Annotated in this window: 23 protein-coding genes and 4 pseudogenes; 7 read left to right on the top strand and 20 right to left on the bottom strand. The window is 48.1% G+C overall.

Going from position 1 to position 22,772, the window contains the following annotated elements; all coding sequences use genetic code 11:
- Nucleotides 1-25: 25 nt before the first annotated feature.
- A complete protein-coding gene (locus tag CS022_RS10235) occupies nt 26-244 on the bottom strand; it encodes a S24/S26 family peptidase (RefSeq protein WP_328590343.1) in 219 nt (72 codons plus the stop codon).
- Between the two features lie 338 nt (nt 245-582).
- Here CS022_RS10235 and CS022_RS10240 point away from each other — a divergent pair, with 338 nt between their 5' ends.
- Nucleotides 583-924, top strand: coding sequence for a hypothetical protein (locus tag CS022_RS10240; protein WP_129122195.1), 342 nt, complete (start codon nt 583-585; stop codon nt 922-924).
- Nucleotides 925-937: 13 nt separating this feature from the next.
- On the opposite strand, the gene CS022_RS10245 is transcribed toward CS022_RS10240, so the two are convergent.
- Nucleotides 938-1,360 (bottom strand): VOC family protein, encoded by a 423-nt coding sequence (locus CS022_RS10245; RefSeq protein WP_129122196.1) that lies wholly within the window; start codon nt 1,358-1,360, stop codon nt 938-940.
- 303 nt (nt 1,361-1,663) lie between these two features.
- On the opposite strand from CS022_RS10245, the gene CS022_RS10250 reads away from it, so the two are divergent.
- The gene (locus CS022_RS10250) at nt 1,664-1,846 is read left to right on the top strand and encodes a VOC family protein (protein WP_129122197.1); all 183 of its coding nucleotides are present in this window, start codon (nt 1,664-1,666) and stop codon (nt 1,844-1,846) included.
- 202 nt (nt 1,847-2,048) lie between these two features.
- Here the strand turns inward: CS022_RS10250 and CS022_RS10255 are convergent, their stop codons facing one another.
- Nucleotides 2,049-2,435, bottom strand: coding sequence for a ribosome recycling factor family protein (locus CS022_RS10255; protein ID WP_129122198.1), 387 nt, complete (start codon nt 2,433-2,435; stop codon nt 2,049-2,051).
- Nucleotides 2,436-2,671: 236 nt separating this feature from the next.
- Here CS022_RS10255 and zur point away from each other — a divergent pair, with 236 nt between their 5' ends.
- Entirely contained in the window at nt 2,672-3,130 is a 459-nt protein-coding gene (gene zur / locus CS022_RS10260; RefSeq protein WP_129122199.1) for a zinc uptake transcriptional repressor Zur, read from the top strand.
- Between the two features lie 17 nt (nt 3,131-3,147).
- Nucleotides 3,148-3,612, top strand: a complete 465-nt coding sequence (locus tag CS022_RS10265; RefSeq protein ID WP_129122200.1) for a chemotaxis protein CheX — start codon at nt 3,148-3,150, stop codon at nt 3,610-3,612.
- A gap of 104 nt (nt 3,613-3,716) precedes the next feature.
- Here CS022_RS10265 and pgi read toward each other — a convergent pair whose 3' ends face one another.
- The gene (pgi, locus tag CS022_RS10270) at nt 3,717-5,369 is read right to left on the bottom strand and encodes a glucose-6-phosphate isomerase (RefSeq protein WP_129122201.1); all 1,653 of its coding nucleotides are present in this window, start codon (nt 5,367-5,369) and stop codon (nt 3,717-3,719) included.
- 251 nt (nt 5,370-5,620) lie between these two features.
- On the opposite strand from pgi, the gene CS022_RS10275 reads away from it, so the two are divergent.
- Nucleotides 5,621-6,043 (top strand): secondary thiamine-phosphate synthase enzyme YjbQ, encoded by a 423-nt coding sequence (locus CS022_RS10275; protein ID WP_129122202.1) that lies wholly within the window; start codon nt 5,621-5,623, stop codon nt 6,041-6,043.
- Between the two features lie 82 nt (nt 6,044-6,125).
- Here CS022_RS10275 and alr read toward each other — a convergent pair whose 3' ends face one another.
- From alr to nsrR, 9 genes and pseudogenes are all read right to left on the bottom strand, one after another.
- Nucleotides 6,126-7,199: an alanine racemase gene (gene alr, locus CS022_RS10280; protein ID WP_129122203.1), complete on the bottom strand. Its 1,074-nt coding sequence runs from the start codon at nt 7,197-7,199 to the stop codon at nt 6,126-6,128.
- 14 nt (nt 7,200-7,213) lie between these two features.
- Nucleotides 7,214-8,629, bottom strand: a complete 1,416-nt coding sequence (locus CS022_RS10285; RefSeq protein WP_129122204.1) for a replicative DNA helicase — start codon at nt 8,627-8,629, stop codon at nt 7,214-7,216.
- Nucleotides 8,630-8,879: 250 nt separating this feature from the next.
- Nucleotides 8,880-9,329, bottom strand: coding sequence for a 50S ribosomal protein L9 (rplI, locus tag CS022_RS10290; protein ID WP_129122205.1), 450 nt, complete (start codon nt 9,327-9,329; stop codon nt 8,880-8,882).
- A 37-nt stretch (nt 9,330-9,366) separates the two neighbouring features.
- Nucleotides 9,367-9,593, bottom strand: a pseudogene (gene rpsR / locus CS022_RS10295) (30S ribosomal protein S18).
- 46 nt (nt 9,594-9,639) lie between these two features.
- A pseudogene (gene priB / locus CS022_RS10300) lies at nt 9,640-9,899 on the bottom strand (primosomal replication protein N); the annotation flags it as partial.
- A 21-nt stretch (nt 9,900-9,920) separates the two neighbouring features.
- On the bottom strand, nt 9,921-10,322 hold the full coding sequence (gene rpsF, locus CS022_RS10305; protein ID WP_129122206.1) for a 30S ribosomal protein S6: 402 nt from the start codon (nt 10,320-10,322) through the stop codon (nt 9,921-9,923).
- Nucleotides 10,323-10,615: 293 nt separating this feature from the next.
- The gene (rlmB, locus tag CS022_RS10310; RefSeq protein ID WP_129122207.1) at nt 10,616-11,356 is read right to left on the bottom strand and encodes a 23S rRNA (guanosine(2251)-2'-O)-methyltransferase RlmB; all 741 of its coding nucleotides are present in this window, start codon (nt 11,354-11,356) and stop codon (nt 10,616-10,618) included.
- A gap of 3 nt (nt 11,357-11,359) precedes the next feature.
- Nucleotides 11,360-13,951, bottom strand: coding sequence for a ribonuclease R (gene rnr, locus CS022_RS10315; RefSeq protein WP_129122208.1), 2,592 nt, complete (start codon nt 13,949-13,951; stop codon nt 11,360-11,362).
- Nucleotides 13,952-14,054: 103 nt separating this feature from the next.
- Nucleotides 14,055-14,501 (bottom strand): nitric oxide-sensing transcriptional repressor NsrR, encoded by a 447-nt coding sequence (gene nsrR, locus CS022_RS10320; RefSeq protein ID WP_129122209.1) that lies wholly within the window; start codon nt 14,499-14,501, stop codon nt 14,055-14,057.
- 105 nt (nt 14,502-14,606) lie between these two features.
- On the opposite strand from nsrR, the gene hmpA reads away from it, so the two are divergent.
- A complete protein-coding gene (gene hmpA / locus CS022_RS10325; protein WP_129122210.1) occupies nt 14,607-15,797 on the top strand; it encodes an NO-inducible flavohemoprotein in 1,191 nt (396 codons plus the stop codon).
- On the opposite strand, the gene CS022_RS10330 is transcribed toward hmpA, so the two are convergent.
- The 3 genes and pseudogenes from CS022_RS10330 to CS022_RS10340 all read right to left on the bottom strand — a co-directional run bounded on the left by CS022_RS10330 (nt 15,794) and on the right by CS022_RS10340 (nt 18,211).
- Complete coding sequence (locus CS022_RS10330; RefSeq protein ID WP_129122211.1) at nt 15,794-16,417, bottom strand: tetratricopeptide repeat protein; 624 nt, start codon at nt 16,415-16,417, stop codon at nt 15,794-15,796. The two genes, hmpA and CS022_RS10330, sit on opposite strands and share 4 nt — an antisense overlap.
- A gap of 161 nt (nt 16,418-16,578) precedes the next feature.
- Nucleotides 16,579-17,894, bottom strand: a pseudogene (locus CS022_RS10335) (adenylosuccinate synthase).
- A 122-nt stretch (nt 17,895-18,016) separates the two neighbouring features.
- The gene (locus CS022_RS10340) at nt 18,017-18,211 is read right to left on the bottom strand and encodes a DUF2065 domain-containing protein (protein ID WP_129122212.1); all 195 of its coding nucleotides are present in this window, start codon (nt 18,209-18,211) and stop codon (nt 18,017-18,019) included.
- A gap of 437 nt (nt 18,212-18,648) precedes the next feature.
- On the opposite strand from CS022_RS10340, the gene cspE reads away from it, so the two are divergent.
- Complete coding sequence (gene cspE, locus CS022_RS10345) at nt 18,649-18,858, top strand: transcription antiterminator/RNA stability regulator CspE (protein WP_129122213.1); 210 nt, start codon at nt 18,649-18,651, stop codon at nt 18,856-18,858.
- Nucleotides 18,859-19,019: 161 nt separating this feature from the next.
- Here the strand turns inward: cspE and hflC are convergent, their stop codons facing one another.
- The 4 genes and pseudogenes from hflC to hfq all read right to left on the bottom strand — a co-directional run bounded on the left by hflC (nt 19,020) and on the right by hfq (nt 22,700).
- A complete protein-coding gene (hflC, locus tag CS022_RS10350) occupies nt 19,020-19,904 on the bottom strand; it encodes a protease modulator HflC (RefSeq protein WP_129122214.1) in 885 nt (294 codons plus the stop codon).
- A gap of 2 nt (nt 19,905-19,906) precedes the next feature.
- Nucleotides 19,907-21,057: pseudogene (gene hflK / locus CS022_RS10355) on the bottom strand (FtsH protease activity modulator HflK).
- A 54-nt stretch (nt 21,058-21,111) separates the two neighbouring features.
- Nucleotides 21,112-22,401: a ribosome rescue GTPase HflX gene (gene hflX / locus CS022_RS10360; protein WP_129122215.1), complete on the bottom strand. Its 1,290-nt coding sequence runs from the start codon at nt 22,399-22,401 to the stop codon at nt 21,112-21,114.
- Between the two features lie 26 nt (nt 22,402-22,427).
- Nucleotides 22,428-22,700, bottom strand: coding sequence for an RNA chaperone Hfq (gene hfq, locus CS022_RS10365; protein ID WP_129122216.1), 273 nt, complete (start codon nt 22,698-22,700; stop codon nt 22,428-22,430).
- Nucleotides 22,701-22,772 lie beyond the last annotated feature (72 nt).

Here is a 22,772-nt window from a genome sequence, read left to right on the forward strand (position 1 = left end):
GAGGTTGTAAATGACTCATAAGAAATCAATCTTTACTCATTGTCATGGCAACGCGACCCATTACTTTGATGTCGGTCTCTGCCACTTCCAACGTTGAGCCATTGAAATCAATCGCCAGCTTACCCGGTAAACGCTGCACCTTATTGATAGACAAAATGCCCTCAACTTCGATCAGGTATGTGCCCATGGTGAGTTTGGTTTCTGACTTATCAATGAAGAAAGAGTATCGACTTCTGGACATAATAACAGAGCGCTTCTCGGCCTACCACAATACATCCCCTCGAGAGATTACCGTTCTTCAATGTGTTTACTGCAATACCTTCCGTCGAAACAGTCTTACCTTCTGCCGTTTGCGAAAATACTCCGACTCCACCAGACGAGCACTTATCCGCTGTGTAGGGCCAGAGAACCTGCATTGCTCGCCTTACCCTCACCAAAGATGTATTCCAGTAACAAAATCAATATGCAAACCCAAATGCGTACTAACATCAGTCACAATTTGGAGACGTTTCCGCTCAATAAGTCATGTTAATTTAAAATAGTGAAATTAACCTGAATATCTGAACATAAGCGAAAACACGCATGGCATCTACTCCTAACAAAGCTTCCGATCTCACGCGCTGGGACGAGGAAAAAATTGATAAGCTCACCGACGCTATCTGTTTCCGACAGAAAGAATTCGACGGTAAGCTCAGTGAGCGTGGTTGGGAGGGTGAAGTCACCGACAAAATGACGGATGTGGTGACCTATCAAATAAAAGATGAGTCGTCTGAATTTAACACTCAGCTCAAACTGATGGGGCGTGAGAAAAAAACACTCAGACCTTATGAAGCCTCTGATGAATACTCAAAGACGGTTTATGGGCGTCCTCCACCGAAACCGGTAGAGGACAAAGACAAGAAGAAAAAGTCTAAATCGAAATAGTCGCGAATGCGGTTTAACTTAGCTCGTTATTTCTCTCTTCGGGCTTGTCACTGAAATACTGCACGAATTCAACTTCAAACCCATTGGGGTCAATAAAGTACACATTGCGACGAAACGGGTTGTCGGGGCCCGATTTTAGTGCGGGGTATCCTGCGGCTTCCAGTCTATCGATGACGCTTTGGATTTCATCGGTGGTGTAGGCGAAATGGGCAAGCCCTGTCTGATGCCCAGCTAAATCACGGTTTTCCCCAACGCCATTATCGCTGAATGCGAGGTAGTGATAGTCATCGCCAAAGTGCAACCAGTTACGTTTTTTTCCTGACCATTCGCCTGTGCCATGCGAGCGTACTTTCCATGTCGGGAACGCTGCCTGATAGAAATGCAGGGTTTCAGGAATGTCTCTTACCACTAAATTGATATGCTCTAATCTCATCATCTTATTCCTTATATTTTTACGCCGTTTTGCCACGTTTTTTCTTTTGTAACGTTTACTGTGAACGCTGCTTTTAGTGCTAATGCTGTGGCATGCCAACTGACGCTGTGATGGTTGTGTTGTTGGGCTGTTTTCTTTTCTTGCCCGAGTTGATGAAGAGACTTTAAAACCTCAACTTAAATTGAGGTAAAGCGTTATTTGCTGATTTTTTTGTTTTTTCTTGATAGGCAGAAACTCTGCTGACAAGCGCTGTCAGTGGTCAGCCTTAGACTCCTTGCCTGTTAAAGAAATCACAAGAAGACAATAATGAAACATCTTGATGCGCTGGTGCTGTATGTGGGTGATCTCGCTGTCAGTACTGCCTTTTATGAGCGGCTTTTTTCACGTTGTAGCGAGGCGACATGCAAAGCGATAATGCTGTCTCCGACTTTTGCTTCCCTGCCAATAAGCTCTTCACTCAGCCTTTCGCTGAAGGCATGCAGTACCTGACTGAACAGTAATATCTGTGAGGAAAAACCAAAATGGAGCTGTCTTTTATGGCAGACAGGAAAGCGGCGTTGATGGCTACGCTTGATGACTGGTAAGAGGCGGGAGCAACGCTTATTGAGCCTGTAACGTCAGAAGTTTATGGCCTGACGTTTGTGGTGACTGACCCTGATGGTCATAGGTTGCGAGTATTCTGCGCTGACACTTAAAACTCTTCTGTATCTAACCTCGCGGCCCTTGCTTCTGCCATGGTGCAGCGGGTGGCGTCTACCAGCTCGGCAAGGGTAATGGCGGGGTTCGCGACAATGATCCGCTTCAGTTTGTCGGCAGTGGTTTCGAGCAGCTCTGGATGCAATGCCAGTTTCTGCTCGATTTTGCCTATCAGGTATTTCATTGCTTCTTGATTTTGCAGCGCATGACAAACGCTATCGATGTCTCTGGCTTCGCCCTGTAGTTGCCAGTTCCGTGAGCGCCTGACTCGCTTGAGTGAGCATCGGTGACTTTCCGCAAGACTTTTCGCATCTTTCACGGCATCACTACCGATACGATGAATCAAAGATGGAAGGGCAACAGTTAGGGTGGTATCAGACATCACTAATTTTTGTTCTCAGAAACTTTGTGTTGAATAACATAGGTATAAATACCCGAAAAATGAATACATTAGGCATCGATTATATTAAAAAGTGCATGTATACCCGGCCTGTATTCTGCCTGCCTGTGATCGATACTAGACTACACTAATGATGACAAGCGTTTGCAAGGGGATCTAGGGTGCACCTGCATTTTGCTGTGTTAGAATGTGGTCATCAAACTAAATATCGAGGTTTCATGGCTAATCCTACACAGCTAATCAGCCGGGCTCATGATCTTTGTGAGAAGCGGGGCGTTCGTCTCACCTCGCAGCGCGAACGTGTGTATGAGATCATTGCAAGTAGCAAGCGGGCAATCAGCGCTTACGAGTTGCTGGATATGCTCAGGGAAACTGAGCCGCAGGCCAAACCGCCCACTATCTACCGTGCACTCGATTTTTTACTCTCGCAGGGATTTGTCCACAAAGTGGAATCAGCGAACAGTTTTATCGCCTGTTGTTTACCTGGGCATGAGCAACATTGCTCCCAATTGTTGATTTGTGATGTCTGTAGTGCGGTCGAAGAATGCCATACTGATGACCTGTCTTCCGCATTGCAGGAGAAGGCCAGTAATCTTGGCTTCAGCGTCAGCCATCACGTAGTTGAAACTCATGGTGTTTGCCACGCTTGTAATGTGGCTCAGAAAAAAATGCAGTAGGACGGTCAACGGAAATTATGCGCGTAGAATTTGTAAATCCATTTTTGGCTTCGCTGGTCAACGTGTTAACCACTATGGCTCAGCTCGAAATTGAACCGGAAAAACCGCACTTAAAAAAAGGGACAGTGGCGAAGGGAGACGTTTCTGGTTTGATTGGCTTAGTCGGCCCGCAAACCAAAGGCTCTTTCTCTGTCAGTTTTGAAGAGAATCTTGCTCTGGAAATCATGAATCGTATGCTTGGCGAAAAGCCTAGCTCGATCAACGAAGAAGTCACCGATATGGTCGGCGAAATCACCAATATGGTGACGGGCGGCGCGAAGCGTCTGCTGGCTGAAAAAGGCTTTGATTTTGATATGGCAACGCCGATTGTGGTGTCGGGCAGAGACCACACCATTACTCATAAGAGTGATGGCCCTATTATCATCATGCCATTCAAATCTCAGTTTGGTTCAGCACACATCGAGATTTGCTTCGACAAATAACTGACGTTGTTACTGACTTTTTGGTAATGCACTAATAAAAAAGCCGCGTATTAACGCGGCTTTTCTTTTTTCTTCAGTCCCATTGAGGACTGGGCGTCAGCGATTTATGCTCGCCACGCTTTGAACGCGTTGATGAGGCCGTTGGTTGAGCTGTCGTGGCTCTCTACGTTTTTCCCATCTTGCAGCTCAGGCAAAATTTGGCTCGCCAGTTGTTTGCCCAGCTCTACGCCCCACTGATCAAAGCTGAAGATGTTCCAGATAACGCCCTGAGCAAAGATTTTGTGCTCATACATCGCAATTAACGCACCCAGGCTGCGCGGCGTGATTTGTTTAACCAGAATCGAGTTGGTCGGACGGTTGCCTTCAAACACTTTGAATGGCACTAATGCCTCAACATCTGATTCGGTTTTACCTACAGCTGCAAACTCAGCCACCACCTGCTCACGGGTTTTGCCAAACGCCAGTGCTTCCGTCTGGGCAAAGAAGTTCGCCATCAGTTTCGGGTGATGGTCGCTCAGTGCGTTGTGACTGATTGCTGGCGCAATGAAATCACATGGGATCAGTTTCGTGCCCTGATGAATCAACTGATAAAACGCATGCTGGCCGTTGGTGCCCGGCTCGCCCCAGATAATTGGGCCTGTCTGGTAATCAACTGGGTTACCGCTGCGATCAACATACTTACCGTTTGATTCCATATTGCCTTGTTGGAAATAAGCGGCGAAGCGGTGCATATACTGATCGTAAGGCAAAATGGCTTCTGACTCTGCACCATGGAAGTTGTTATACCAAATACCGATAAGCGCCAGAATAACGGGGAGGTTTTCGGTCAGCGGTGCTTGCTTGAAGTGGTTATCCATATCATGCGCACCAGCGAGCAGCTCAACAAAGTTGTCGTAACCCACTGACAGGCAAATTGACAGACCAATCGCAGACCACAGTGAATAGCGGCCACCAACCCAATCCCAGAACTCAAACATGTTGGCAGTATCAATGCCAAACTCTGCCACAGCGCCGCTGTTGGTAGACAGTGCAGCAAAGTGTTTAGCAACGTGCTGAGGCTCTACAGCCGAGGCAAGGAACCAATCACGGGCAGAGTGCGCATTAGTCATGGTTTCTTGTGTGGTGAAAGTCTTTGAGGCAACCAGAAACAGTGTTGTTTCTGGGTTCAGACCTTTCAGCGTTTCGGCGATATGTGTGCCATCAACATTCGACACAAAGTGAAGGTTCAGTTGTGTTTTGTACGCCGCCAGCGCTTCGCTGACCATATAAGGACCAAGATCCGAACCACCGATACCTATGTTCACCACATCAGTAATTTCTTTGCCGGTATAACCTTTCCACTCACCGCCGATAACACGTTCTGAGAAACCTTTCATTTTCTCAAGTACCGCGTTGACCTTTGGCATCACATCCTCGCCATCCACCATCACTGGCGAGTTGCTGCGGTTACGCAGCGCAACGTGAAGTACCGCGCGATCTTCGGTCTGGTTAATTTTGTCACCGTTGAACATAGCAGCGATCGCCGCTTTCAGTTCAGTCTCATCTGCAAGGGCAAACAGTTTGTCCAATGTTTGCTCGGTGATCAGGTTCTTTGAGTAATCCAGTAGGATTTCTTCACCAAAGTGCGCAGAGAATGTATTGAATCGGTTTGCGTCGCTTTCAAACAGGGAGGTCAGAGTCAGATCCTGCGCATCGTCATAATGGGCAGTCAATGCTTGCCACGCGGCAGTTTGCGTCGGATTGATAGTGGATAGCATAATAAATAGTCCTTATCAGGCAGAGCCCGGCTGAGCAGAGCAAATCAGTCTGTCAGCCTGTTTTTCGATCAAGTTCAACAGGCTGCGAACAGTTTCAAATGTTGGTTATCTTACAACATAGACTACAAAGCTTGTGTGAGCTTGCGAACGTTATTTTATCTATTACTGCGATAGTCTTTGTCTCTTAAGGACAAGGAGTTACGTCTTTCACACGCCGCGATAAGCGGTTTACAGATAATACGGTGCAATGCATGTGGTTTCAAAAAGAGATACAACTCAGATCCAGAGAAAGAGGCTTCCATCTCATCACTGATGAAATAAAACAACATTTGAAAGAAATTCGTCAATTAAAACTTGGGATCATGCATGTCTTTATCCAACATACGTCCGCTAGCCTGACCATTAACGAGAACGCCGATCCTACCGTTCGTCAGGATATGGAGTCGCATTTCAACCACACGGTCCCTGAGCGAGCCAGCTTTTATCGTCATACCTATGAAGGCGATGACGATATGCCCGCACACATTAAAGCCTCATTACTCGGCAGCAGTGTCACTGTGCCGATCAGCAATGGCGATTTGGCGCTTGGCACATGGCAAGGCATTTACCTCGGCGAACACAGAGATCACGGTGGACCACGGCGGGTAATTGTAACGATTCAGGGTGAGAGCTAAAGCGCGGAGTAGAGCTATTAATGTGATATGGCACCATGAAGCGGTTGATACTTCATCGTGCCTTCATCAGAGTTTTTATTGCTTAGCTGTATCTGAGTACAACTCTGGAAGTGAGTTTCACCAGTAGCTCATAGGCGATAGTGCCAATGTGGGCGGCAACCTCTTCAGCAGGCAACCCCTGCCCCCAGAGCACGACTTTATCGCCAACCTTATCTTTAGCATCAGGGCCAAGGTCAACCATCAACATGTCCATCGACACGCGTCCTACCACAGGTACACGACGGCCATTGACCAGCACGGGTGTGCCGTTTGGAGCCGTTCGTGGATAGCCATCACCATAGCCTATCGCAATAACGCCGACACGGGTTTCTTGCATCGAGACCCAGGTTCCGCCATAGCCAATAGATTCGCCCGGCGTGACTTTGCGCACCGCGATAAGGCTGGATGTCAGTGTCATCGCGGGCTTGAGGCCGAAGTCTTCGCCTTTTTGATCAGAGAATGGTGAGACGCCATACAAAGATATCCCCGGGCGTACCCACTCGGTGTGGCTTTCAGGCCAAGACAAACAGGCCGATGATGCGCCAAGCGAGCGCTCTCCTTCAAGCCCTTGAGTCAGCCCATTGAAGCATTGAATTTGCAGCGGCGTGATTGGGTTATTCAACTCATCAGCACAGCCAAAGTGTGTCATGTAGTTAAGCGATGAAACATTCTTACAAGCACTCAACCGCGCGACAAACTCAGAGACCTCTTCACGACGAACACCCAGCCGGTGCATGCCCGTGTCGATCTTGAGCCACACTTTGAGCGGACGCTCCAGCTTCGCAGACTCCAGCGCTTCCAGTTGCTCTTGGCAATGAACAACAGTATCGAAGTTGTTCGCAACCAGTTTGGGCAAGTCTTTGGCAACGAGAAAGCCCTCAAGCAGCAGTATAGGTTTGACAATACCGCCCGCTCTTAACGTCAGGCCTTCTTCAATTCGCGCGACGCCAAAGCCGTCGGCGGTCGATTCCAGCGTGTTAGCCACAGACAACAATCCGTGGCCATAACCATTGGCTTTGACCACGGCCAGCGTCTTCGATTGCGGTGCGTGGCGTTTTACCACCAGCAGGTTGTGAACCAGCGCATCAAGGTCAATTTGTGCGTAAGCGGTTTTCATCAAGCGTCGTCCCGTTATTCTTCATCGTACGCCGGGCCGGCGTAATTATCGAAACGGGAGTATTGTCCCTGAAAGGTCAGGCGTACTGAGCCTATTGGGCCGTTACGCTGCTTACCAATAATGATTTCTGCAATGCCTTTGAGCGGGCTTTCCGGGTTATACACTTCATCACGGTAGATGAACATGATGAGGTCAGCATCCTGCTCAATCGCACCGGATTCACGCAGGTCAGAGTTAACCGGGCGTTTATCGGCACGTTGCTCCAACGAGCGGTTGAGCTGAGAAAGCGCAACAACAGGTACGTTGAGTTCTTTTGCCAGCGCTTTCAAAGAGCGGCTGATCTCGGCAATCTCAAGGGTACGGTTGTCTTGCAGTGCCGGCACACGCATCAATTGCAGGTAGTCGACCATGATCATCGACAGGCCACCATGCTCGCGGGCAATACGGCGGGCACGCGAACGCACATCGGTTGGCGTCAGGCCTGAGCTGTCATCGATGTACATGTTTTTCTTCTGCATCAGGATCCCCATGGTTGAGGAGATCCGTGCCCAATCCTCATCGTCCAACTGACCCGTACGGATTTTGGTTTGGTCTACGCGAGAGAGCGAGGCCAGCATTCTCATCATCAGCTGTTCTGAGGGCATTTCAAGAGAGAAGATGAGGACAGGTTTTTCCTGATCCATCGCCGCGTTTTCACAAAGGTTCATCGCGAAGGTGGTTTTACCCATCGACGGACGCGCGGCAACAATCACCAAATCAGAGCCTTGTAGACCTGCGGTTTTTTTGTTGAGGTCGTTAAACCCGGTCGAGACCCCCGTAACGCCATCTTGTGGGCTTTTAAACAGGACCTCGATACGCTCAAGGGTTTTAGACAGCACAGAATCAATGTGCTGTGGGCCTTCGTTCTCTGTGGTGCGGGATTCGGCAATGGCAAAGACCTTGCTCTCGGCAAGATCGAGTAAGTCTTCTGAGGTGCGACCTTCAGGCTCATAGCCCGCGTCAGCAATTTCGTTAGCTACCCCAATCAGGTTACGCACCATCGCGCGCTCACGAACGATGTCTGCATAAGCGACGATGTTCGCAGCACTCGGGGTATTTTTGGCCAGCTCAGCCAAATAAGCGAAGCCACCCACCTCTTCCAGCATGCCCTGCTTTTCGAGGTTTTCAGACAAGGTAATCAAATCCAGCGGTGAGCCACCATCAAGGATTTGCTTCGTGCTTTCAAAAATCAGGCGATGCGGACGGCTGTAGAAATCACCGGGGATCACTTTCTCAGCGACGGTATCCCAGCGTTCGTTATCCAGCATCAGTCCACCGATTACAGACTGCTCTGCTTCGAGAGAATGCGGAGGCACTTTCAGCGCTTCCATCTGTTTGTCGGTAGTGCGGTTATTTGAATTGTACGGTTTGTTGCTGCGTTGTTCTGCCATAGTGTATTTACCTTGTCACTGCGCCCGACATTATAGCGCTTACAACGCTGTGTTTCGCTGGCATAGTTAAGTTTTTTCCCGATCAGGTAAATCGCAATTAATTTAAGGCTTTAGTTTTGGATTTGAGGCGTGACGCAGAAGAATAAAACGTGCTGTTCTCTGAAAGAAATGAAAGCGCTGAACGACTGACAAAAAGCAGATACAAAAAAGCCAGCCCGAAGGCTGGCTTTTTCTGGACGATTGCGACTGATTACTCAGCAACAACTGCCAGGTTTACTGTTGCGAATACTTCAGAGTGCAGCTGAACGCTGATCTCGAATTCGCCAACGTTACGCAGTACACCTTCTGGCAGGCGAACTTCGCTCTTCGTTACTTCAACGCCAGCTGCAGTGATTGCATCAGCGATGTCACGAGTACCGATAGAACCGAACAGTTTACCTTCGTCACCCGCTTTAGAAACGATTTGAACCGCTTCCAGAGCGTTAACTTTCTCAGCACGAGCTTCTGCAGCAGCCAGAACTTCAGCAACTTTTGCTTCTAGTTCAGCACGACGAGCTTCAAAGTGCTCAACGTTTGCTTTAGTTGCCATAACAGCCTTACCTTGTGGGATAAGGAAGTTACGTGCGTAACCTGACTTAACAGTTACCTGATCACCCAGACCACCCAGTTTGGCGATTTTATCAAGCAGAATAACTTGCATTATCTATTCCTCTATTAACTTGGTTGGACAGTGCCGATTACTGATGCTTGTCAGTGTATGGCAGCAGAGCCAGGTAACGAGCACGCTTGATAGCGCGAGCCAGTTGACGCTGGTACTTAGCACGGGTGCCAGTGATGCGGTTGGTACGATTTTACCAGCTTCAGTGATGTAGTTTTTCAGAGTCGCTACATCTTTGTAGTCGATCTCTTGTACGCCTTCTGCAGTGAAACGGCAGAATTTACGACGACGGAAGAAACGTGCCATGGGCTTATCTCCTGATCTAAATATCTATGATTTGGTCAGCATGTAACACTAATTTACCTGTGCCATTTCGGCCGGTTTGATAAGCGAGAAACCCACTTACCTCAATGCTACTGCCTAAAGCTAAATGTTGAGTATTGGTTTGCGACCCCTGCCCACTGACGACCACCGGAATCCGGCAATACACCTGCTTGGCAGTTCAGCTTCCTGTTGTTCCGATTTATGCTCAAGCACAAAGTGACAATGAGTGATACCGGCAGGACTCTGACGTCGAATCGGGCCTTGGGCAATAACACCGGCTAGCGCCATTCGATTGGTCTTCAACGCAAATTACTCAGCCGCTGCTTCGCCTTCTTGCGCTACTGGAGCTGCTGGAGCTTCAGAACGCTCTTCACGGCGTGGTGCGCGCTCTTCTTTAGCCTTCATCATCACAGATGGCTCAGTCACAGCACCTTTAGTACGCATGATCATGTTACGGATCACAGCGTCGTTGAAGCGGAACGCAGTTTCCAGCTCATCAACAACAGCCTGCTCAGCTTCAACGTTCATCAGAACGTAGTGTGCTTTGTGCAGCTTGTTGATTGGGTAAGCCAGTTGACGACGGCCCCAGTCTTCAAGACGGTGGATCTCACCACCTGACTCTTTGATAGAACCAGTGTAACGCTCGATCATGCCAGCAACTTGCTCGCTTTGATCAGGGTGCACCATGAATACGATTTCGTAATGACGCATGAGTTGCTCCTTACGGATTATTCAGCTTCCACGCGTGCCCGGTCATCCAGCGGAAGCAAGGAACGAAAGTAAAAGACCAGGAATTTGGAGGCGGAATAGTACAGAGATTCGTCAGTTCAGGCAAGAGAAATTTCAAAAAGGCGGGGGTTTGACGAACAATGGCTAACTTATTGGATGAGTTTTGCTTTTACCTTACCACTCCGCTGTATTTCTGCACCGTTTACACTAAGACCATAAACAAAAAAGCAGCCCACACTTTAGGCTGCTTTTTTAGGTTAAAATCTAAACTTCGGTTATTTGACCTGACGTTGACGCACCGCTTCAAACAGGCATATCCCTGAGGCAACAGAAACGTTAAGGCTCGATACGCTGCCGGACATCGGAATACTGATCAGCTCATCGCAGGTTTCACGCGTCAGACGGCGCATACCATCGCCTTCCGCACCCATGACAATCGCCAATGGGCCCGTCAGCTTGCTGTGGTAAATATCGTGCGTGGCCTCACCTGCCGTGCCGACAAACCATACGCCTTTTTCCTGTAATTTACGCATGGTGCGGGCAAGGTTGGTCACACGCACAAGCGGCATCACTTCAGCCGCGCCAACCGCCACTTTGCGCACCGTGGCATTAAGCTGTGCCGATTTATCTTTCGGCACAATCACCGCACAAGCACCTGCAGCATCAGCATTTCGCAGACACGCACCAAGGTTGTGTGGGTCAGTTACCCCATCAAGCACTAGAAACAGCGGCGCCTCTTTGCCATCAAGAATAATATCGAGATCATTCTCGTTGTACTGACGGCCTTGCTTCACGCGGGCAATAATGCCCTGATGAGACGCGCCCTTAGCTTTGTCATCCAGCCCTTTACGACCAGACTCCTGAATGGTTACCCCAAGACTTGCCAACTCGTTGAGCACAGGCAGCATACGGTCGTCCTGACGTCCTTTCAGTACAAACACTTCGATGAATCGGGCCGGATCCGAGGCCAGTACCGCTTTGACGGCATGGATGCCGTAGATCATTTCATTACTCATGACTTACTTCTTTTTGTTACTGGTGGTAGCAGGCTTTCGCTTCTGCGATTTTTTCTTGCGCGTTTTTTCAGCTTTGGTTTTATTTCTGGCTGGGTTTCCTGACTGAGCGCTATCAGCGCTTGGCTTATTACCGCCTTTCCCTCTTCGGCCTTTATTACCAGCGCCGCTCTTGTTTCCTGCAGTGCCTTTGTTTCCGCCGCCTTTACGGGCACCCGCGCCTTCTGGGGCTTTATCGCCCTCAGCGCTTGGAATGGCACCTCGTTTCAGTTGTTGACGAACAGACAGTCTCTCACGGCTGGCTGCAGGGGTTTTCTGAGATTCTGCGCGGCCTTTTTTCTTGGCCTTGTCTCGAGCCGTTTTCCCCGCACCGCGCGCGCGGCGTTTTGAACCTGCCAGTTCAAAATCGATCATCCTTTCATCAAGGTTGACGGACAGTACTTTGACTTGCACCTCGTCACCAAGACGGAAGACACGTCCAGAGCTCTCACCCACCAATTTCTGTCCGACCATATCATAGCGGTAGTAGTCGTTATCGAGATTAGAGATATGCACTAAACCATCGATGTGCAACTCATTAAGGCGGACGAAGAAGCCAAATCCGGTAACGTTAGCAATCACACCGTCCATTACATCGCCGACATGGTCTTGCATGTATTCACATTTCAGCCAATCAGACACATCACGGGTCGCATCGTCAGCACGGCGCTCTGTCATCGAGCACTGCTCACCCAACACGTCCATATCGTCCATGCTGTAGTGATAGCCGCCTGTCGGTGTCCATTTATCGGTATTGTTACCTTCCTGCTTGGCAATCAGATATTTGATGGCGCGGTGAAGGAGCAAATCCGGATAACGACGGATAGGCGACGTGAAGTGAGCATATTGCTTGAGTGCTAAACCAAAGTGACCGGAATTATCAGCTTGGTATACGGCCTGCTTCATCGAGCGCAGCAACATGGTCTGAATAAGCTCTTGATCAGGACGGTTTTGAATAGTGTGAGCCAGCTGAGCGTAATCGACAGGGGACGGATCCAATCCGCCCTGAAGACTCAAACCCAGCTCTTTCAGGAAATCTTTAAATCCTGTCAGACGCTCTTCACCCGGCGCTTCGTGCACACGGTAAAGGGCTGCTTCTTTGTGTTTCTCAACAAAGCGGGCAGACGCGATATTCGCCAAAATCATACATTCTTCGATGATCTTGTGAGCATCGTTGCGTTCAACGGGCACAATGCGATCGATTTTACGCATTGCATTGAATAGAAATTTGGTTTCCACGGTTTCAAACTCAATCGCACCACGTTGCTCACGGGCAGCTTTCAGTACTTTGTACATAGCATTGAGCTGCTCCAGATGCGGCACTAAGTTTTTGTAGCGGTCGCGCAGCTCTTCATCGCCATCAAGCATCTGAGACACTTTGGTGTAAGTCAGGCGGGCGTGCGAATTCATCACCGCTTCATAGTGTTTGAAGCCTGACAGCTTACCCGATGCCGATACGGTCATCTCACACACCATGCACAGGCGGTCAACCTGTGGGTTCAGCGAGCATAGCCCGTTTGACAGCACTTCAGGCAACATAGGAATTACCTGTGACGGGAAGTACACCGAGTTACCGCGGTTCACCGCTTCTTTATCGAGCGCAGAATCCGGTCTGACGTAATAACTGACATCGGCAATCGCAACCCAAAGACGCCAGCCACCAGAGCGTTTTTTCTCACAGTAAACGGCATCGTCGAAGTCACGAGCATCTTCACCATCAATGGTGACAAGCGGCAGGTCTCGCAAATCGACACGGCCTTGTTTCGCCTCTTCCGGTACTTCGTCATTCAAACCTTTGATTTGCTGACTGACTTCTTTCGGCCACTCATTAGGAATGTTGTGGGTTCGCATGGCAATTTCGATTTCCATACCGGGAGCCATGTTCTCTCCCAACACCTCAACAATTCGACCCACCGGGTTGTGCTTACGGGTTGGACGCTGGAAAATTTCCACCACCACCACGTTGCCCATTCGGGCACCTTTGCGCGAGTCTTCCGGTATCTCGATATCCTGACCAAGACGTGAGTCGTCCGGCACCACAAAGCCAATGCCATTCTCGACGAAATAGCGGCCAACAATTTGCGCCTTTCGCTCTTCCAGCACTCTGACAACACGGGCTTCTTTTCGACCACGTTTGTCCGTTCCGGCAGGCTGAACAAGGATAAAATCGCCGTGCATCACACCTTTCATCTGATGGTGTGGCAACAGCCAGTCTTCGCGATTTCCCTTCCCTTCTGGACGAAGGAAACCAAAACCGTCACGGTGTCCAATCACCGTACCCTTTACTAAATCCAACCTTTCCGGCAGGGCATAGCACTGGCGGCGAGTGAAAATCAGCTGACCATCACGCTCCATCGCTCGCAGACGACGGCGAAGGCCTTCGTATTGGTCATCCGTGTTTAGGCCAAGTACTTCGAACAGTTGGTCACGACTGACCGGCGCAGTGAAACCTTTAATGACTTCAAGTAGGTGCTCGCGGCTCGGTACCGGGTTTTCATATTTTTCTGCTTCGCGATCCAAATGCGGATCGTTCGAATGCAAGTTTTTGTCTATCGACATTCATTGTTCCTGTCGGCAACACACAAGATTCAGTATATCGCCTGAAGTTATTTCAAAATGGGTATTCGTCGGGCTTTTAGGGGAATTTATTTCCGCCGTCACGTTATTTGGCGGCCCGACCTGCGTCAGTGGTATGTAATAGGTTGATAAGCGGCTGGTTATTTACCGTCAGATCCTGAAGTGTGTATTTATCTAACTCCTGCAAAAACTGCGAAATCGCATCACCTAAGATGCCTTTGAGTCTGCAAGCGGGTGAGATATGACAAAAATCTGGACTGCAGTTAACTATCTGCAGGGGTTCTATATCGCGCACCAGTTGACCAACATTGATCTCTGATGCGTTTTTTCCTAATCGGATACCACCGTTTTTTCCGCGCACTGTCTCCACATATCCCAACTGGCTCAAACGGTGGATAATTTTCACCATATGATTTCTGGACACCCCATATTCCTCAGTAACTTCAGTAATACTGGTCAGTTTTCCCTGTTCAAGGTTGGCAAGGAACATTAATGCCCGAAGCGCAAAATCAGTGAAGGTGGTTAATTGCACGTGTTGTCTCCTTTGACACCATTGTAAGTTCCCCGTTGACTAAAAGATACCTTTGAGATACAACTTATAACATACATTTGAGATGCATGTTTAAGAGGAAGTATTATGTTGACGCCCAAAACAATTGAAATTGTTAAGTCTACGGCACCTATTCTGGCCCAAACCGGTCCTTCGTTGACCGAGTATTTCTACGAGCGCCTGTTTGCGCATTACCCAGAACTGCAAAACATTTTCAATATGAGTAATCAAACCAACAATGCGCAACGGGAAGCCTTGTTTAATGCGGTATACGGCTACGCCGCCAATATCGATAACATCGAAGCGCTTCTCCCGGTTGTTGAAAAAATTGCCAATAAACACGCAAGTTTCAACATTACACCTGAGATGTATGACATTGTCGGTGAGACCCTGCTGGCAACCATTGATGAGTTGCTATCACCCGGGCAAGAGGTATTGGATGCGTGGGCTGAAGCTTACGGTTTTCTTGCCAGTGTGTTCATTAGCCGAGAAGAAGATATTTATCAGGAAAAAGAGAACGCTGAGGGCGGATGGCGAGGTAAACGGGCCTTTACCGTTATCAAAAAAGAAAAACAAAGCGACCTCATCACCAGTTTCACGTTTGCTCCTGTCGATGGAAAACCTGTCACTGCGTTTAAGCCTGGGCAGTATATCGGTATCACGATCGCGACTCCGGACTTGGAGTTTCAGGAAATCAGACAATATAGCTTGGCGGCGGCACACAGCCCTGAGCACTACCGTATTGCTGTCAAACGTGAGAATGACGGGAAAGTTTCAAACTATCTGCACGATAACGTCAATGTCGGAGACACGGTAGAGCTCACCCCGCCCCATGGTGACTTCTTCTTCAATTCGCCAGCAACCACACCAGTAACGTTGATCTCCGCAGGTGTTGGGTTAACACCCACACTATCAATGCTCGAAACGTTATCGGGTAACCATAAGGCCGAAATAAACTGGCTCCACGCTGCCGAGCACAGTGGCCTGCATGCATTCGCCGAACAGACTAAACAGCTCACCAAACAACATGGAGAGGGCGAGCACAATATTTGGTACAACACGCCTTTGTTGGATGACTTACCCGGGGAGGATTTCGACTATCTCGGGTTCATGGACTTATCACGCGTTTCTCACATCACCAAAGATCCTGAGCAACACTATTATATGTGTGGTCCAGTAGGATTCATGCAAAGCATCGCATCACAATTAACAAAAGTGGGGGTGAAAGCTGAAAACATTCACTATGAGTGTTTCGGTCCACACAAAGTCTTGAGTTAATAACTCGCGGCTTTGGCCCGAGCAATAATGTTCCGTGGCATACGGTCTGCTAGGCCGTCCATGAGAGCCGCAACGCGGCGGTGGGTGCGTTTATCACCTGTCGCCGTCTGGTTTAACCAACGATATGCATCTTCATAATCAAGCGGGCTGCCGTAATCCCTTAGTAGAAGTTCAGCGAGTTGAATTTTTGCTTGAATATAGCCAAGTGACGCGGCTTCTTTAAAATAACGGACAGCACGCTCTTCATCTTTCTGAACAAGTGTGCCTTTCTCATAATAACGTCCAAGCTGCTCAAGCGCGGCAGGTAAACCCTGCCTTGCCGCCTTTTTCATAAAATCGACGCCTGCCTCAACTTGTCTATCGACACATACACCCCATGCCAGCATGTCGCCGTAAAGGAACTGGTAAGCAGGCAAATCAATCTTAGTCGCACGAGCAACAATATCTTCGATAAGCTGGCAGTCGTCGGCCTTAACTCGCTTCAGGTGGGTATTGGTCTCGAACATCGCCATCAGGTCAGTTTCTGTATATACAGGAAAAGCTGGCCCCACATTGGCCAGAGATTGCCCACTCAGTGCCATTGCACCAGTAAACAGAAGAGATTTAGCGAGTTGTTTCATTAGACATACCCAAAGACACTTTTTCGTTATTCTGGACAGTATATCGGCAGAAATAACGACAGCTTTATAGTTTCCTTGTTCTTGTTATATTAGCCGACACAAGATCACAGACGAAAAAAAACCAGCCTACTGGCTGGTTTTTTTAAACTATCAATTCACCATTAACAGCTAAAAGGATGAACCTTGATGATAGTTTCGTTGCGGTCTGGGCCAGTAGAAACGATATCAACAGGCACGCCAGTCAGCTCTTCAATACGAGCGATATAATCCAATGCCGTTTGTGGCAGATCGTCCAACGACTTCGCGCCGAAGGTGTTCTCTGACCAACCTGGAACGGTTTCGTAGATTGGCGTGACGCTTTCGTAAGCCTCGGCCGCCATTGGAGAAACATTCAGTACCGTACCGTCTTCTAGCTGGTAACCAGTACAGATTTTGATTTCTTTCAGGCCATCCAATACGTCCAGTTTTGTCAGACAGAAACCAGAGATTGAGTTGATCTGGATAGCACGACGCATAGCAACGGCATCAAACCAACCAGTACGACGCAGACGACCAGTCGTCGCACCAAACTCGTGACCAACATCGCCAAGATGCTTACCAACAGGGTCTTGTTTGTCCTGACCATCATAAAGCTCAGTTGGGAATGGACCCGCACCTACACGAGTACAGTACGCTTTCGCGATACCCAGAATATAGCCAAGATGACGTGGACCAAAACCAGAACCAGCAGCAACTCCACCAGCTGTAGTATTTGAAGACGTCACGTACGGGTAGGTACCGTGGTCGATATCCAGCAGTGTACCTTGCGCACCTTCGAACATGATCTTGTCGCCACGCTGACGCGCGTCATCAAGCTCTTGCGTCACATCCACAACCATACCAGTCAGAATATCAGCTTGCTCAAGGATTGTAGCCAACGTGTCTTCGTAACTAACAGGCTCGACTTTGTAATAATGCTCAAGCTGGAAGTTGTGAAGTTCCATGACCTCTTTAAGCTTCTCTGCGAAGGCTTCTTTATCGAACAGGTCACCAACGCGTAGGCCACGACGAGCAACTTTGTCCTCGTAAGCAGGACCGATACCACGACCAGTAGTACCAATTGCTTTCTTGCCACGAGCGGCTTCGCGCGCATTATCAAGCGCAATGTGATAAGGAAGAATTAGCGGACAAGCCTCTGACAGGAATAGGCGCTCACGAACAGGGATACCACGTTGTTCCAGCTCGCCCATTTCTTTCATCAGAGCGTCAGGCGAAAGAACAACGCCATTACCGATGATGCATTTTACGTTGTCACGAAGAATGCCAGAAGGAATCAAGTGAAGAACGGTTTTTCACCGTCGATGACAAGAGTATGACCTGCATTGTGACCGCCCTGGTAGCGAACCACATACTTTGCGTCTTCGGTCAGAAGATCAACGATCTTCCCCTTACCTTCGTCACCCCATTGGGTGCCGAGAACAACTACGTTATTACCCATCTTTACCAGTCAGTTGATAGTTAAAACGGGATTCTAGCACCATAAATAAAATCATGCAGTCATTTTTTGACCGTCGTCGAGAATACAAGAAATGTAGTGTCACAATTTCATCCCGTGTCCATTTACTTAGACGACCACATCATATATGCAATAGCGAAGCCTGCTGCAACCAGACATCCACCAATTCGTCGTAGTAAGTTACTTGGCTGACTGCTTAGCTCAGACATCATCTTCCGCCATTTCTCAGGAAATAACAGAGGTCCGAGCCCTTCAAGCATCAGCGCAATTCCAATCGCCAGCCACAATTCTACTATCATCAAAAAATCAACGCCTTTAGTTATCGTCACCACAGCGCGGATTATAAACAGGTTTTCGCTAATGTTAAGTTGACAGAAGCTATCTTGGTCAGTTTTCAATACATAGCGAAAATGATTATTCAATGGTAAGCAAGGCAATCGCCCTCTTATTGCTCGAATAATGGTGACGATCCGAATGCGGCTCGGCGGCACTTCATAGAGGTTTCACGCAAATTAGAAATATTGCTATACAACTGGTTAAAAAGTGCTATTATTCGACTCGGCCTGTAAACAGACCTATTTATCTGTAATATTATGCTTTTGAAACCTTCGTTATGCTGCTTTACCAGTGATGTATGAAGATTTTTATACATATGTTTTACCTCAAATAAATAATTCTTTATGGCTACAACTTCGCAACATGCGAAACATTTAATTTAAAGAAATTAGGATTTATTATGTCTAAATCAACTGGTACCGTTAAGTGGTTCAACGAAGAGAAAGGTTTTGGTTTCATTACTCAGGACAACGGTGGCGCTGACGTATTCGTTCACTTCCGTGCTATCGCAACTGACGGTTTCAAAACTCTGAAAGAAGGCCAAGCGGTAACTTTCACTGTTGAACAAGGCCAAAAAGGCCCACAAGCTGCAGACGTTACTCCAGCTTAATTCGAATTTTTCGAATAGATGATTAAAAATGCTGACTTCGGTCAGCATTTTTTTTGTCCGTTATAAATGATGAGAGAATGTGGCTTTCTTTTTCCTTTTCATTTCACCATAAAAAAAGACAAGGCGAAATGCCTTGTCTTTTTTGTCTCAATCAGTATCAGTTACCGATTGATAGCAGGCTCTTTCATGTATTGGAAGAACTCACTGTTTGGATCGACAACCAAGATATCACCCTTGTTATTCAAACTTTTCTTGTAAGCCTGAAGCGAACGAAGGAATTTGTAGAAGTCGGGATCTTTTGAGAAGGTCTCAGCAAAAATCTGTGCTGCTTCAGCATCTGCTCCACCGCGCGTCACTCGCGCAGTTTTCTCTGCTTCAGCGAGAACCGTTGCCACTTCAAGCTCAGCTTGCGCTCGAATAACTTCCGCTTTCTCACGACCTTGAGAACGGTGACGACGGGCTACCGTCTCACGCTCTGCACGCATACGCTTGTAGATTGATTCACTGATTTCTTCTGGCAGGTTGATTTTCTTAATACGCAAATCGATAACTTCAATACCAATATCTTTGGCACTGGTTTGCGCTTCTTTGAGAACATCATCCATTACGTCTTCACGCTTCTCAGAAACAATCTCTTTGATAGTCTTCGAACCGATTTCTGCACGCAAGCCATCAGCGACTTTACGTTGAAGCAGCGCTTCAGCGGTCAAACGATTACCACCGCCTGTCGACAGGTAATACTGGCCAAAGTCTTTGATACGCCATTTTACGTAGGAGTCGATGATAACGTCTTTTTTCTCTGACGTTACAAAACGATCCGACTGGTCATCCATTGTCTGGATACGAGCATCAAGACGTCTCACGCGATCCACAAGTGGCCACTTGAACTGTAGGCCCGGCTCGTAAATACGCGCCATATCATTATTGTCCTTCAGCACTCGACCGAATCGAATAACGATACCACGATCGCCTTCGTCAATAACGAACACAGACATCAGAGGCAAAATAATTGCGACAATTAAGAGAGGAATTAATAACTTACGCATTATCAGTACCTCCCCTGACGTGAATTAGAACGCCCTGATTGAGATTGCGGATCATTCTGGCTTTGCTCAAGCTCAATACCGTATGAGTTCTGTTGATTCGTCGGCGCAGAAGATGATTGTTGAGGTCGCTGATTCATCAGTTTATCCAATGGAAGGTAAAGCAAATTACCGCCACCTGAACTCGAATCGATAAGCACTTTACTGGTATTTTCGAAAACGCTTTCCATCGTTTCTAGGTACAGCCGGCTTCGGGTCACTTCAGGTGCAGCTTGATATTCAGGCAATAGTTTTTCGAACTGAGCCACTTCACCCAATGCTTCGTTAACTGTTTTCTCTTTATAACCCAATGCTTCTTTCTTCAGACGTTCAGCACGACCCGTTGCTTTTGGCAAAATGTCATTTCGATACGCTTCGGCTTCTCGGATGAAACGCTCTTCATCCTCTCGCGCTGCAATCGCGTCGTCGAATGCATCTTTAACTTGCTCAGGTGGACGTGCAGTCTGGAAGTTAACATCAACCACCTGCAGACCCATGCCGTAACGGTCAATGATTCGGTTGATTTCGACCTGTGTGCGCTCACGGATCACCTGACGACCAGTTGTCAGGATTTCATCCATCACTGCATCACCGATAACAGCACGTAGCGCTGAGTCAGTGGCCTGACGGAGGCTATCATCTGCATTTGTCACTGCATACAGGTATTTTTCTGGATCAGCAACTCGATACTGGACGTCCATTTCAACGCGGACCACGTTTTCATCTTTGGTCAGCATCAACCCAGATGCACGGAGTGAACGAATTGCTTCGACATTAACCGTCTGTACGTCATCTATGAAGTTTGGTTTCCAGTTGAGACCGGGCTGCTCGATACGTTCGAATTCACCAAAACGCAAAATAACACCACGCTCCGCTTCCCCAATTGTATAGAAACCTGAAATACCCCAGACCACTGCACCAACAACTGCAATCACCCCTAAACCGGCAGCACTGCCACCGCCCAAAGAAGGGCCACCGCCACCAAACAATCCATTGAGCTTGCGCCCAAGTTTGCCAAATATTTCGTCAAGATCCGGTGGACCCTGATCACGGCCGCCTCGGTTCCCCCAGGGATCCTTGTCTTGGCCGCCATTATTTCCTGCTCATTCCACGCCATTAGAGCACTCCATCAATATGATATGACGATAGTTTTTTATACTGTAACAGTCTGTCAGGCAAGGATAAAGTCACCTAACGTACTGCCCTCTCGTTTTTTCAGTCTCAACCAGTCAGTTTGCGGCAATCGAATGTCTATCAATAGGTAACCGTCTGCTTCAAACTCTTCGTGTGTTATACAACGCAACTGGTAAAACTTGCTGTGTATTCTGCCGATCGCAGCAGGAGGTATACGTAAGCGATAGCTTACCATAGTTCCTGACAACCTCTCGGTCAGTGCCTCAAAAAGCAGATCCATGCCGACATCTGCCAGTGCAGAAACCCAAACGACGCGCGGTATGCCCTCATCATCACGTTCAATACGTGGCGTTGAGTCTTCCAGACTGTCAATTTTGTTCATCACTAAGAGTGATGGCACCTCATGTGCATCAATTTCTTCCAGCACTTCATTGACCGCATCAATGTTTTCTCGAAAACGTTCATCTCCAGCATCGATAACATGAAGAAGAAGAGTCGCTTCCTGTGTTTCTTGCAGCGTAGCTTTAAAAGCGGCGACAAGATCATGTGGCAGGTGACGAATAAATCCGACTGTGTCAGCTAACACAACATCACCAACGTCCTCAACTTCGATCTTCCGAAGAGTTGGGTCTAATGTCGCGAATAACTGGTCAGCCGCATACACACCTGCGGCAGTCAAACGATTAAACAGTGTCGATTTACCCGCATTGGTATAGCCTACCAATGATAAAGTGGGGACTTCTGCACGGTTACGCGCACGTCGGCCTTGCTCACGCTGCTTGGCAACCTTCTCAAGTCTACGAAGAATGGCTTTAACACGATCACGCAATAGACGCCTATCGGTTTCAAGCTGGGTTTCACCCGGCCCTCTTAAACCAATACCGCCTTTCTGACGCTCAAGGTGAGTCCAGCCTCGAACCAATCGGGTTGACAGGTGGCGAAGCTGTGCCAGCTCAACCTGCAACTTACCTTCGTGGGTTCGGGCGCGTTGTGCAAAGATATCTAGGATTAGCCCAGTTCGATCAAGCACCCGGCATTTCATCAGGTGCTCCAAGTTTCGTTCCTGAGCTGGCGAGAGCGCATGGTTGAAAATGACGATTTCCGCACCGGTCATTCGGACGACATCAGCAATTTCTTGCGCTTTACCTTCACCAACAAAGTATTTGGAATGCGGAGCTTGTCGACTGCCCGTCACCACCTGCAAGCATTCAACACCTGCAGATGACACCAGCATCTCAAACTCACTCAATTCATCCCTATCACTTTCTTGCGCGAAGTTGATATGAACTAAAACAGCCTGTTCACCGGCTTCATAACGGTCAAACAAGCGATCAACTCCTCACCAACGGATTATTACTCCTCAGTTTTTTCTTGGGGACGTGATTCGTTCTGCGAACGCTCATTACCGTTGTGGTGATGGTTAACAGGACGCGCTGGAACAACCGTCGAAATTGCGTGCTTGTATACCATTTGGTTGACTGTGTTTTTCAGCAGAATCACAAACTGGTCGAACGATTCAATCTGTCCCTGAAGTTTAATACCGTTCACTAAGTAAATAGAGACAGGTACACGTTCACGACGCAGTGCGTTCAAAAATGGGTCTTGTAGAGATTGCCCCTTAGCCATTTATCTTTTCCTTATTGGTTTGTATTTGTATTAAGCATCATAAATTGATAACGCCGACAACAAGGTTGCGCT

It is taken from the genome of Veronia nyctiphanis (assembly GCF_004116385.1).
GTDB classification, from domain to species: domain Bacteria; phylum Pseudomonadota; class Gammaproteobacteria; order Enterobacterales; family Vibrionaceae; genus Veronia; species Veronia nyctiphanis.